At 52.4% G+C, this 13,320-nt stretch carries 10 protein-coding genes and 2 pseudogenes; 7 read left to right on the forward strand and 5 right to left on the reverse strand.

Going from position 1 to position 13,320, the window contains the following annotated elements:
* Positions 1 to 450 precede the first annotated feature (450 nt).
* Positions 451 to 1,053, reverse strand: coding sequence for a reverse transcriptase N-terminal domain-containing protein (locus tag AC07V8_RS23510; RefSeq protein ID WP_494680650.1), 603 nt, complete (start codon positions 1,051 to 1,053; stop codon positions 451 to 453).
* 669 nt (positions 1,054 to 1,722) lie between these two features.
* On the reverse strand, positions 1,723 to 1,911 hold the full coding sequence (locus AC07V8_RS23515; RefSeq protein WP_494680649.1) for a hypothetical protein: 189 nt from the start codon (positions 1,909 to 1,911) through the stop codon (positions 1,723 to 1,725).
* A gap of 618 nt (positions 1,912 to 2,529) precedes the next feature.
* On the opposite strand from AC07V8_RS23515, the gene AC07V8_RS23520 reads away from it, so the two are divergent.
* Complete coding sequence (locus AC07V8_RS23520) at positions 2,530 to 2,898, forward strand: hypothetical protein (protein WP_494680648.1); 369 nt, start codon at positions 2,530 to 2,532, stop codon at positions 2,896 to 2,898.
* Here AC07V8_RS23520 and tnpC read toward each other — a convergent pair.
* Positions 2,899 to 4,024, reverse strand: a pseudogene (gene tnpC / locus AC07V8_RS23525) (IS66 family transposase); the annotation flags it as partial. It abuts the gene before it with no gap.
* A 205-nt stretch (positions 4,025 to 4,229) separates the two neighbouring features.
* Here tnpC and AC07V8_RS23530 point away from each other — a divergent pair.
* From AC07V8_RS23530 to AC07V8_RS23555, 6 genes and pseudogenes are all read left to right on the forward strand, one after another.
* Positions 4,230 to 4,367 (forward strand): hypothetical protein, encoded by a 138-nt coding sequence (locus tag AC07V8_RS23530; RefSeq protein WP_494680647.1) that lies wholly within the window; start codon positions 4,230 to 4,232, stop codon positions 4,365 to 4,367.
* A gap of 77 nt (positions 4,368 to 4,444) precedes the next feature.
* Entirely contained in the window at positions 4,445 to 6,154 is a 1,710-nt protein-coding gene (locus AC07V8_RS23535; RefSeq protein ID WP_494680646.1) for a hypothetical protein, read from the forward strand.
* Positions 6,155 to 6,366: 212 nt separating this feature from the next.
* Positions 6,367 to 7,050 carry a response regulator gene (locus tag AC07V8_RS23540; protein WP_494680656.1) on the forward strand — a complete coding sequence of 228 codons (684 nt, stop codon included), beginning with the start codon at positions 6,367 to 6,369 and terminating at the stop codon, positions 7,048 to 7,050.
* A gap of 274 nt (positions 7,051 to 7,324) precedes the next feature.
* Positions 7,325 to 7,552: pseudogene (locus tag AC07V8_RS23545) on the forward strand (transposase); the annotation flags it as partial.
* A gap of 67 nt (positions 7,553 to 7,619) precedes the next feature.
* Entirely contained in the window at positions 7,620 to 8,819 is a 1,200-nt protein-coding gene (locus AC07V8_RS23550; RefSeq protein ID WP_494680645.1) for a hypothetical protein, read from the forward strand.
* 218 nt (positions 8,820 to 9,037) lie between these two features.
* Entirely contained in the window at positions 9,038 to 9,685 is a 648-nt protein-coding gene (locus AC07V8_RS23555) for a DUF3108 domain-containing protein (protein ID WP_494680644.1), read from the forward strand.
* A 212-nt stretch (positions 9,686 to 9,897) separates the two neighbouring features.
* On the opposite strand, the gene AC07V8_RS23560 is transcribed toward AC07V8_RS23555, so the two are convergent.
* Positions 9,898 to 10,749 (reverse strand): IS4 family transposase, encoded by an 852-nt coding sequence (locus tag AC07V8_RS23560; RefSeq protein ID WP_494680643.1) that lies wholly within the window; start codon positions 10,747 to 10,749, stop codon positions 9,898 to 9,900.
* 834 nt (positions 10,750 to 11,583) lie between these two features.
* The gene (locus AC07V8_RS23565; RefSeq protein ID WP_494680642.1) at positions 11,584 to 13,320 is read right to left on the reverse strand and encodes an MOSC domain-containing protein; all 1,737 of its coding nucleotides are present in this window, start codon (positions 13,318 to 13,320) and stop codon (positions 11,584 to 11,586) included.

Genomic DNA, 13,320 nt, shown 5'->3' on the forward strand with positions numbered 1-13,320 from the left:
GCTTCACAATCCAGTTTGAAGAGCGGATGACGCCGAACTAAACGAAATTCCGTTTACACAAAATCCAGCACACCCTCGCTGCCGGGACTAACCATGGCCATGGACGTAAAACTTAATTCACCCTGACCCGTCCTAGATTAGCTTGACATCTGCCGCTGCACCGATCAGATAGCAGTAAGAAACGCCCGATGAAATTCATCGGGCGTTTTGTACCGCAAAGATTGATGCGGACGTTCACCGTTACAAATGCGCACGGATTGCTGAACCATCAATACGGCTTGCTGAAGATCGGCGAGCCCATAGTGATCTAATTTTCCCGGACACCTCGATGGGTGGCTAATGGATTTGGCCGAAAACCAATTCTGAAATTAGTCCAACAAATCCAAGCAGATCATGCTTCACTTAACGAAATAAAATTCGTGTCCAGCCAAACGGGACCACTTCTCAATTTCACGAAATTGTCCGTTTGCGCGCTGAATTGTCGGGTAGCTGGAAGCGGTTATCGGCCTCCAGCACCCATTCCGCACCAACCTTTTTTGCGAGAGAGTTGAAGCATTGTTCCCCTGCACCGGCAGTTGAGCGTTCCGGCCTGAACCCGTACGAGTTCGGGTCGGCAGTGGTTTCCGCAATGGGTTCTAGCGCCAGCAAATGTAACGCTTGCATGGCCCTGCATTTCATTACGGGTATGCTGAGCGGCCTTGTCTTGCCATTTTTCTTCGGAATTAACACCCTCCGAAGCGGAAGCGGCGAGTAACCCCGCCGCTTCATCGACGCAATCGCGTTGGTCTTTGCCGCCGGTGTTTTCCACGTTACCTTGTCCACACCGGAGGTGTTCTTGCCTTTATTTCCAGTCACTCGCTTGATAGCTAGTGCTTTGCCGCTAAACGAGTGGGTCAGCAACCACTGCAGGACTCTCGCCTTGTTGTGCCTGCCGTCCTGTGTAGCCTTCACAATACGCGTTTGCAGCCGTCTTACATGACGCTGGACATCGGCCCAATTGATGCCGTCCCATGCCACGCCGGAAGGTGCACACGCCAGTGTTGTAGCATTCATTTGCTTTCCTCCCGTGAAGATGGTTCTATAAACTCTCTTGTGAGGAGAGACCAAGAGGAAGTCTGCCCGCTTTCGCGTGGGGTGATGTTGCAACCCTTATCCGTCCCATTACAGGGCGGCGTTCGCTTTGTCCCCGATCCTGTTCCCGCACCGCCATTGGCAAACCTTACGGCCAGCTGTCCCCGAAGGGAGCGATACGGGTTTCCACGTTCCACTTGCAAAAGTCTGTCGGGTTAGGTGCCTGCTATTGACCGGGAAGCGTTTGGGTCACGAGAGCGTAATTATCAGACGCTGTTCTCGCCTCCATTACCGTTTGGTGCAAGCGTAATAGCCACTTCCGCTTGTTCTAGATGACGATCGTTATCGCAGATTAGAATATTTTCACCGTACCGACTATCTGGCACTCATCCGGCGTGTGGCTGCCAGAAGGGTACGCTTCTCGCGATTGATACCCCGCACCTTGCGGTGCTTCGTTACGTTGTCAGAGCCGCTCTTTATTCAGGCCCCTAGATTCACCAGGTGACACTGGTGGTTCCCTCCGTTGAAGTGGAAACAACTTCCACAAGCGACTTCGTGTCGCACGATAATCATCTAGCCGTCCTCTCTCCAGCAGGCGTCGGGGAATAAAGTCACGGTACGAATCCGAACTTTATCGAGGAGAACAGCACGTTATTTTGCGGCATAGACCTCCACTCCAACAATTGCCTTGTCGTCGTCTCCCACGACGCCGACAAGGTCGTGTACCGGCACATGCTCGTGCCGAGCAATACCGCGTTCGCGCAGCAAGCTGTCGATTGCTGCAATTATGTCGCTGGCCAAGGGGACGGCACGTTGCTTGCGGCCTTTGCCGCGAAGCATAACCTGCGAGCGCGCTCCGTCCAACAACAGGTCGGCTGTCTCAACGCCGAGAGCCTCGGAGACCCTGCCCCCCCGTTCGCGCGAGGAATAACAGCAACACACTGTCACGACGTCCGAGTGGCGAGTTCTTGCTTGGCGCATCAAGGAGGGTGTCAAGCTCGGCTCGGAAAAGGTAATGGGCCATGGGCACGTAAGACTTCTTGCTTGGGACCGAGAGCACGCGCTGAGCGACGCCGATCGAGGCGGGGTCGCTAGCAGCGACATGATGGAAGAATGAGCGTATCGCTGTGAGACGCGCGTTGCGGGTAGCGCAGGAACGAGCACATGTATGACGTGGTGGACAATTTGGTACTATCGCTGCGGCATTCGGACAACAGGTCGTGCGTCATGACCAGAACATGCTTTGCAACGAGAGTGGAAAGAGGCGCGCCAGACATGTGTTGCCTTTGCCAGTCTAGGATCCGCCGCGCTGTTAACACGAACCCTTCGCAGGTCTTCGGATGCAAGCCGCGAATGACGCACAGGTGCTGCAGATAGGTAAGCCTCCTCTCTGAGCCGTCTTGACGGAGTGATTTATGGCGGACGTTAAAATGGCGATTTTGTACTAAATACTCAGCCATGGACGACTATCCTCGCTTCACAATCAATCGCGGCATGATCATTCTCATGCCAAAGCAGCCCGTTCTCCACTGGACCATACGAGTTGATCCTATGCCGTCGAATTTGACGCTTGAAAAAAAACGTCAGGAACAGGATGGTTTTTTGGTGTCGCAAGAGAGCATTGAGACTACTGAGGACGCACAGAATTGGATCTATCGCCGGTGGAAGATGTTTTTCGAGCTGCAGTTAAACGATTGGTATACTGAAGAATCATTGTGGCCGCAGAAACGCAGCCTGAAGATGTTCAAGGAATGGTTTGATATCCATTACCATCCGATGCTTTGGGATATGACGCAGGAAGCGATCCAGCACGAAGACTGGGGTTAATCAAGTAAGCTGGTCGACGATATTCCAGGGCAGGAAGTCATCAACCTTGTTGACGGGATGATCGGCAATGTGGGTAAGGACGTAGCGTAGCCATGCTTCGGGATCAACGCCGTTGAGTTTCGCCGTTCCGATGAGGGTGTAGATTGCTGCAGCACGTTCTGCCGCTGAATTGTCGATTTCAATCGTGCCGTCCTCCCAATAGCAGGTCAGCGCTGGCCATCGATTGAGCGCATACAGGATCGCCGCAGTTGTATCTGATTTGCGCGACAGCGTTGCCATTGTGGTGCGTAACCATGTTTCAAGTTCATCGAGTAAGGGGCGTGATCGGGTACGCCGTGCCAGCAGGCGCTCATCCGGCTGCTTGCCCCGGATTTCTGCTTCGACGACATAGAGTCCGCCGATACGGCGCAGTGCTTCGGTCGTCACTGCCGAGGGGCGTGCATCATGCAAATCGTAGAACTTGCGTCGAGCGTGAGCCCAGCATGCGGCCTCTTGCACCTCGCCGTTCTCATAGATGGCATTGAAACCTGCATAGGTATCGGCTTGCAGCGTGCCGCGGAAGTCGGTCAGGTGCGTTTGTGGGTGGATGCCTTTGCGATCTGGCGTGTAAGCAAACCACACCGCAGCAGGAGTGAGCGATCCGGACGGTCTGTCATCACGCACGTACGTCCACCGCCGCCCGGTCTTGGTCTTGCCGTTGCCAGGAGCGAGCACAGGAACCGGCGTGTCGTCGGCGTGGAACTTGTCGGCACCCATCACATGGCGTCGAATTGCTTCAACAAGGGGGTGTAGCAAAGCACTTGCAGCACCAACCCAATCAGCCATCAACCCGCGGCGCAGTTCCACGTCCTCACGGACATAGATGACCGATTGCCGATACAGGCAAGTGATCGGCATACTTCGATACCAGCACATGGGCCAGCAGGCCAGGACCGGCCAGACCGCGCTCGATCGGACGGCTCGGCGCTGAAGCCTGCACGATACCATCGCAGCAAACACAAGCCATCTTCGGTCGGATGTGGCGAATCACCTTGAAACTGGCCGGCACGAATTCGAGCTGTTCCGAGACGTCTTCGCGCAGGTAACGCAAGCCGCCGCCACAGGCCGGACATGTTTGGGTTACTGGTGATCACACCCGATCTTCGCGAGAAAGATGCTCCGGTACCAAAATCGATGGTTATTCGAGATGTCCCGTAATCGCAGCATGAAAAAATAATTTGTAACAGACCGTCACTTTCTTCATCTCGTTGCACATACAGAGCAGATAGGCCCGATAAATTCATTTGACAGCGGAGGTGAACTGGTCAGCGTGCTGAATACGAATGGCCCGCATGAATCGCAAGATTGCGGTTGGCGATTACATTTCTGATTTGCAAGTCAGCGTTGATATCAAAATATTCAAGAGATCAGCGCTCCTCCAAGGGATCGTTGGATACACCGAAAAAGAATTTCATTGGGAGTTGGATTGACGTTGTTTTGAGTTCGAACAATTCAATAATTCATGGCATACAACAATATCTTACGAATTAACCTGAGGCAGATTTCTATGAATAAACGCATTTATAAGAAATGTAAGGCAATAGCATTTCTAGCATGTATATCTATTTCATTTGGTTTCATACTTCAAGGGTGCGGCGACGGTCAATCATCTTCAGTTCAGACGCCCCCTTCAAGTCGCGCTAAAACGAGCGCAAGTGTTCGGGTTTCCAAGCCGCAATTAGCACCTATCGCCAATTACTCTGGTTTTTTCCGGTCAAAAGAAGAACTGGATTTTGGCCCGCCAGTGCCGCAAACAGATGAGCTGGGTATTGTTATATTGGGCGCTTACCATCAAGCTGCCAAGAAACCGACTACCACGGTAGAGGAATGGGCAAATTATTACTTTACCCAGGATTTTGCTCAAGGAGTATTTAATCAAATTAGCAGGGGTAGAACAAAAATTAAAATCAAATATGTTGAGGAGTGGCGGCCATACGCCATTCCGGATGGAGATGACGATAAGCAAAAAGCCGACGCCCAAAAATGTATTGGTGACGCAAATTTTAACAAAGCACCGTTTGATTATCAGCTGAGCAAATCCCTCAAGGATCTCAACTTCAACGCAGTCACTGATAGGATCGTTGTGCTGCTTGATTGTAGTGGAAATGGAATAAATATGGCGGATCATCCAATAGCGTTAACGGCGACCACCAAGGTAGATACTAATTCCGCATTAAAATTTAATGGCGCGTATTCGGTGGTAACCAACGGCCAAGAGTTTGTGCCGGGCCAAATATTTATGACTGCCTTCGATCCTGTTCCACCTCAAAATGCCCCCAATACATCAGGCGACGACGTGTATAAGAGATATGCCCAATTGCCTGGCGACCATCCCGCACGCAATATCTGGTATGAAAAAGGATACAAAGCTTGCAAACCATTATCCTTGCCAGTTACCCATAAAGACTATTTTCAACCAATTTTTACGCATAATATTATGGAGAGTTTGGATGGAGTAGATATTCCACAGTATCTTACCAAGCAAATTTGCGCCTCCGTTATATTCCATGAGTTGGCTCATACCTTTGGGTTTCGAACAAATACCGGTCATACTGGCGGGAGTGAATACGTAAAGGCATTTGATGTCTCAGGTAATCTACCGGTATTGACGTATGGCACGACGGACAACACGGGGTTTAAGCGCTGGAACCATCCATTTGATGCCGTCGGTTCTGCTAGTGACGATCGCTATACTTATGGTTGGACAGCCGGCACACGGTTCGGCGCAGGTTTCATTTCTGAAGAACAGGGCGATATTACCCGCCTTAAGGTTCCCGCAGGAACCGGCCCCAAAAAACAAACGGTCACGCTGACTTCCAGCTTTGCGCCGTCAATCCCCGGCTACCAGGCTGTGGCCATTGAATTGCCGAATAGTAAAAATAAAATTGAACTATGGATTTCCTATTACAACTCCAAAGATATTGATGGGAAAGACTATGAGATTTTTCGCACGGATTATCCCAAACGGCAATCATTGGTTTTTGAACTGATGAAGATGCAGGACGTCAATGGTCAAGGGGTTATTTTCATTCCTCCGAATCCACCCGATCTGACTAATGTCAGAGATATGGCTTTGAGGAAAAGAGGCAATAAAAACGATGATTTATTGAGCAATGAGACCCTGGGGGCTGGTGAGAGCGCTTCACTATTTGGGATAAAAATTAATAATGTTCAACCAGCGGGGGATACCGTCACCTTTGATGTTGAGTACCCATGATAGATGCATGAGAGGCGCCCGGCTACATCACACCCGGGTCGTCGTCGAGTGGCGGAATCATCATCTATTTGACGATGAATTTATCCACGCAAAAAAACTATATCAACCGTGTCTCGTCATGAGGAATGCATGAGCCAGTCATTGAGGCTTGATGAAGTAAATGGTGCTCGGTGGAGCACGTCTTCAACTGTTGGATGGGTAAATGCGAGGCTATTAAAATATTGCTTGTCGAGGATGACCTGGACATGGGCAATGGAGTCCGTATTACCCTGTCCGATCAAGGCATGGATGTGGTATGGGTGCGCCAGCTGGGGAATGCGCTGCATGCACTGGAGTCCGACAACTGCGATTTGGCACTGCTGGATCTCGGTTTGCCGGACGGCGACGGCCTGGACCTGCTGACGCGCTTGCGCCGCGAAAAAAGCAGCTTGCCAGTGATTATCCTGAGTGCCCGCGATGCACTCAGCGATCGCCTACTTGGCCTTGACAGTGGCGCCGACGATTACCTGGTCAAACCTTTCGTGCTGACTGAACTGGTATCGCGCGTGCGTGCCTTGGCCCGGCGTAGCTACGGTTTCGACGACGGAACCCTGGAATTGCGCGGCCTGTCGCTGCATATGCCGACCCGCCGTGTCAGCGTGCAGGGCCGGCCGGCGGCACTAACCGCAACCGAATACTCCTTACTCAGCACTTTATTGATACGCGCAGACCGGGTGGTGACGCGCCACACCTTGGAAGATCTGGCGTTGCCCGGCGGGCAGGGCCATACCAGTAATACCCTGGACGTGCATATGGCCAATTTACGCCGCAAGATCGGCGACGGCTATATCCGCACCGTGCGCGGAGTTGGCTTCGTGATAGATCAGCAGGCGCTGGCATGCAGCGTGCGAAAATGATACGGCACTGGTGCCGCCCCTGGTGCGCCGTCTGTTGCTGGCCTAGTTGCTCATGCTGACGCTGCCGCGGAGTCTGTTCATCGGCTACGCCGTGTTCGGCACAAATATTTCCGTGTGCCGGCCAATTCCATGACTGTCATCGCAGGACGAAAAATAATTTGTAACAGACCGTCACTTCCCCCCATCCCGTTGCACATACAGACCAGATAGGTCCGACCGAGATTGAGCGCTCGCGGGTGCTGGACTTGGTTCCAGAGAGACTGCCGGAAGCATCGCGATGCACAGAAAGTTGGAGCCAGTCAAAAAGGTCGTCAAGATGCTCAGACGCCACGAGGAGGGACTACTGAACTATAGCCAAAATCGAATCAGCAGCGCCTGTACTGAGGACTTCAATAGTGCCATTCAGCCCAGCAAAGCCAATGCGCGCGGGTTTCGCAACTTCACCAACTACCGGGCAAGGATTCAGTTTCATTGTGGCAAATTGAAACTGGTGATGGCCTAAAAAATCACAGTACATTCTACGAAGCCCCACAATTTTTAACATTCTATTTTGACATTATGGAACATTCATGCAAGACGCCAAAACCTCATCTGACCCTGACATTTTGCCTCTGGACGAAATATTCCATGCTGTCTTTAAGGCAAAGTCCACCGTAATGATTTTCGCCATTTCAGCGATGATTGTTGCCTCTCTTGCAGGATGGGCTCTGGGCACTTATAAAAGTGAAGGCTATTTTCAGTTCGATATGTCTTTGCTGGATTTCAAACGGCTTCAGGCAAACGTCGAGGATCTTGTGCGATGGAACAATTTTTCCAAGACGCGTCAGGCGCCAACCCTGGCCGGGCTTGAACGGACAGGTGCAATATTGGGCGACAGAAAACAAATGCAGCAGCTGATACAGCCGATTTATCCTGTCACCAAAGCCGAACTGAAAGACTTGCCTGATGCCTTTAACAAGGACACCGCATCAGGAATTTCGGCCCTTACAATTGCCTACAGGGCAAACAACCCGGAGCTGGCCCAACGTGGCGTACTGGTGCTGGGCGACTACTTGCGCGATACAGCTATCCTGATGACATACAGAGATACCTTACGCACCCAGTACACCGATCTGCTTAACAAGCAAAAGAAGCTTGAGAACACCACCTTCGACACCAAATACAAGCTTGAACAGGCTGAAATCAAACGCACTTCCATGCAAGCCATCCTGCATGAATACCCGGAGTCGGCCAAGACGGAGAACCGCCAGCTGGTATCAATTACGGAAGGTGGCGAACGTTACCTATCCCCTGTCACGCAACTAGTTGCCATCGAAGCGCATATCGCGGACATGAAGCAAAGCCTGCCCAAGATCCGGCGCGATCAGCGCATCAACGGCATCTGGCTTTCCTATTATGAAAAAGCGCTGACCCTGCTGGACAAGAGCAACTCGGGTGAAGAATTCCTGAAAGCACTGCCTGCGATCAAGGATTCACTCAAGCTGAATCAGGAAGATGACGTTGAGATGGGGGTCTACAACAGCATCGCTATCGCAAATCTCGATGCGCAATCCCGCTATTTTGACAAAGTGCGCTTCATCGCCAACCCTGTGCTACCCCAACATCGCAGCCCAGGCGTGCTGCAATCGGCTTTGATCGGTTTGATTCTGGGCTTCCTGCTGGCATGCGCCTATATTCTGACTCGGCATTTTTCATCCAAGAAGACAGCCATTCAATCGCTGAATATTGTCAGGGCACCGTCGCAAGTCCCCACAGGATGCGTGCATTAAGGATTGTTTCCCTGTCCTAGCCCTAACTTCATTTCTTGTTTGAATAGCAGAGCCAATGAATTTGAATAAAAAAATGGCATTATCCTTAAGCGCTAGCGCCTTGCTTCTTCTCGCAATTGGCATGCCTGGCGCTGCTTTTGCCGCCGCGACGCAGCAGTTTTCCGTCAGTTTCGACGCGCAACTGACCGTCGACTCCAAGTCGTGCCAGCAATACCGGTATGTCGCAAACCGCGATCAGCGCCTTGACCGGTTTCATGGGCGGCAATGTCTCGGTTGCCGATGTCAAGGACACCGTCTCTTTTTCACAGGATTCATACCAGATCCAGTCGGTAGGCACGCTCGGCCATGTGCTAGGCATGTTCATGTCGGGATCGCTGCAACGCACCAGCGTAGGCAAGATCGCCGGCGGCACTCTGAATACCATACGCTATGTGGATATCAGAGGAAGCAAGGCGCCCTTGACCACCTTGGTCGACGAGAAAAGCAAAACGGTCTTTTTTTATGACGGCAAGAACATGACCCGCCGCGCCACGTTCCAGTCCAAGCCGCAAGATGTGCTATCGCTGAGCTATGCGTTTGTCGGTAATCTCCCGACCCGTCCTGTCACAGTGACATTATCAGATGGAAAATCGATCAAACAGGCTACTTTCGATGTGCACGGCGAATCCCTGTCCTTGCCTTCCGGGAAGTGGCAGGCGGTCAAGCTGACGCGCAGGATTGCCTCGGCGGACGATGCCAGCGTCGAATGTTGGTTGCGGGCGACAGATGGCGTGCCATTGCGGGTGCGGATCGGAATGAGCCAGCACTACGGCGCCATTCTTGATTTGAAATCCACCAAAGTACCTGCCAAAGTCTTGCCACTTTAAAATCCGCCTCTGGCTGGCCCTTACCTGTTGGCGCTGATTGAATGCAAGCGATCGTTTAAGGACGCCCCACAGAGCGTCTTGAGAATGCGAGAGAGTGTGAGGTTTACTGCTGGTTTGCCGGCATGTTCCATGGCAGCAGTGCGTCGTAGTCGTCGACGGTTTGTGCCAGCGGCAGCATCTTGAACAGCGTAAGCGCCTCGGCTGCCTTGCAATTACCCATATCTTTCGGATGCGAGATTGAAACCTAGCTGCATATCGGTCAACCGGCGCATACCTCTCCACATGACCGTATTTCCAGGTGGCGGGTCGTTGGTGCGCGCGAGATAGCCGCCGAGTTGCGCAATTTTTTCAAGGTAGCGAGAAAAAGGAAGCGCCTCGCGAGATTTCTTGCTATCCTTCACCAAGCGGTTGAGGAAGTCAATTTCTGTATAAGTTAGTGCCAGTTCTGGATCAGCATCTGGGCATGAGCGGTTGAGCATCGTCAACCAGAAGATACGCCAGCTGATGATGCAAAAGACGGGGCTTAGATTGGCGAGTCGGTCTGCGGTACGCAGCCGTGAATCCTCAGCTTTGCATCCAGATTTTCGAATCTTGTGAAAGGTCTCGATCTTCCATCGAAGGGCATACCAATCCAGCTTTTCAATTACCTCGCGCCGTGAGGTGACTGGCGGATCGGTGATCAACTTCCACTCAATGCGCTTGCGATTTGCCGGGTCCTCTCTCTCCCGTGCATGGATCACCGTTAACTGGAGCGCAGGATAGCGACTTTGCTTTCCGATGGGCGGGAGAACTTTGATACGGCGATAGCGAATTTCAAGAACCACGTCAACGACGTTTCCTTTTTGATCTGCAGTCTGAACACGATGCAAACCTTTCAACTGCACCTCGTTCACCTCTTGGGAAATGGTATGGCCGCCATCACCGGCTAATCGATCGACGCAGGTACGGGCAAGGAAATGCGTTTCGACGTCTTGAGCCGTACAAAATTGCTCATAGATGTCGCTCTCACGATCACCAATATGGGTGCAGCGCTGTGGCTCTCCGAAAAGTGCTGTTGGCCGCAAATGAGGTCACTTGTTTCTTTCATTTAGGAAAATATGTACCACCAGAAGTGCAGCTCTATTTTCTGCGACGAACTTGGGCGGCAGGAGACGTCGAGTAGTTTGAGAAGATCTTTTGTATTCTCTTAAAGCGCATTGATCGGTCGCTGCGTTCGGCGATCCCAGATTCACAGATGGATGACGCTGCGGACATTCATGATGAGCTCAGTAATCGCTTTGTCGTACTTCTTACCAAGGATTGCAACTCACACCACGGTCTGCTGGACTTCTACTAGATTCGCTTTGACCAGATGATGGCCGCGCTCAGCACGTCTGTACTACGTAGGATCGCTCCAGCGTCTAATCAGATAAAAATCATCCCGCTCGGCAGCCAGGACGAAGATGGACCAAATATTTCAGACGAAGTCGAAAAGACTCTTGAAAAATTTTTAAGTGGCGATCCGCAAAAAAATTGACGATCCACAAAATTTCAGGAACGCCTACTCGAATGGGGCATCAAATTTCACCCCATCAAACCGGCATTACCTCATCTGAATGGCAAAGTTGGGCGGTCCCGGTGAACCGACCTTGACGAATTTTATTCGACAGTCGACCTGAAGGATTCTCAGCTGTCAGACTAGCTCACGAAATGGCAGCATTACTGCAACTGGGATCGCCCACATAGTTCTCTGGAGAGAAAGACACCTGTCGAACGCCTCACTAAACTTGCAGACAAAGCCTTGCTTTGGGAGGAAGTTGCAGCGAAGTTTGATTCGTCCAAAGAGCGTGTCCAGGCGAAAAATTATCGCGACGAATTGGTCCTAAGAAAATTAAAACGATATCCGTGAATCGCACACTTTAAGCTTGTAACGTTACATCGCCTTTGGGCAAGGCACAGCACAACAGCACTTCATTCGCGCCCAGTTCGATACTCGGCTGGCGCGCATAAAATATTTCGCCCTCCAGCAGCAGTGTGCGGCACAGGCCGCATTGGCCGTTGCGGCAACTGAATTCGGGGCGCAGTCCGGCTCTTTCAGCCAGCTCCAGCAGGGACAAATCGTCGTCCTGATGCCACCTTGCCTGCGTTAACGACTGACGAAAGTCGACCTGTGCGGGTGGTAATTGCAACCCTGCCAGCGAGCCCAATCCGCCTGCAAAGGATTCCTGGTATATGTTGCTCGGTAAGACGCCTAGTTCATTTAGCATCGTCACCACGTCCCGCACAAATTGCTCTGGGCCGCACAGGTAGTATGCGCATTCGGCGGGCGTCACCGGAATCCATTTTTCTGAAAACCAGCAACCCATGTCCTTGAAAAGCCGTTCCAGTGTTGCGGCGTTGAGGCGCGCGCTGGAATGAAAATCTTGTCCTGACACGCTGTCGTCGCTGGGCTGGCTGTGAATATAGTGAGTCTGAAACTGCGGATATCGGGCGACTACCGCATCGACTTCCGCGCGAAACGCGTGGGTCTGCTTGTCCTGCGTGGAGTGTATGAAGTACAGCGTGGGGAGGTTCTTGTCCAGGCGCGCAGCGTGCGAATGCAGCATGCTCACCATCGGCGTGATGCCGACGCCCGCGCTGATCAAGACCACCGGTTGCGCCACCGTGCCGCGTTTGAGGGTGAAATGCCCGCTGGGCGATTGCAGGTCCAGCACATCGCCCACTTTGATACGGTCGTGCATCGCGCCCGACGCGGCACCTTGCAGTTCGCGTTTGATACTGATGCGATAGCGATTCAGGGTTTCGTCGTAGGCAGAAATACTCCAGCAGCGTGGCATGGATTCGCCATTTTCCTGAGGCACACGCACTGTCAGAAACTGACCTGCGCGGTAGCCTGCCACACCACCTGCCTGGTCGGCAGGTTCCAGATAGAACGACTTGATGTCGCGCGACTCCTGCACGATTTCGCGCACAGCAAAGGATCGCCATCCGCTCCATCGATTGGTTTGCACCAGATTTTTTTCGATGATGAGGTTACGCGCAGCAGTCAGCGTGCTCAGCATTTGCGGCCCCATGCCTGGGACCGCCAGCAGGCGGTCCAGTTCTTGCGCGCGGGGTTGCGGGTTCAGGAAGAATCGGGCCAGATCTGGCACCGATATGCTGTCGTGCACGCAGGAAAGGTGCTGCACGCTGTCGCCCGCTTCGATCACGCCAGTTTCCAGCACCTCCAGATAAAGTCCAGTGCGTCCCGATTCTTGGTAGACCCGCAAAAAACTTGCCGGTAATTTGACGCGCCACAAAAAATTCACACAGGGGGCGCGGCAGCCTGACACTTGCAAAGTGACCGCGCCTATTTTGAACAGATCTCCAATTTGTACCGTGGATTCGTCAATGCCTTCCAGCGTGAGGTTTTCACCGACCATGCCGTACTGCCAGGGCGGATTGGGCGTCAGTGCTTCATTCCAATAAACGTAATTCTCGGCGCAAAAGGCGTAGAGGGCGTTTTTGTGATTGGCGACCTCATTGCCCTCAATGCCGCTTTTGGTTACGGTGACCGGGCCGTGGATCGCCTGCTTGCAAATGGCAGTGTCAAACGCGACGCCGTCAGCTGTGTAGCTCTTGATTTTTCCAGCATGAATTGCCAGGATGCGCGCCAT

The organism is Collimonas sp. GW821-FHT02H07, assembly GCF_059421505.1.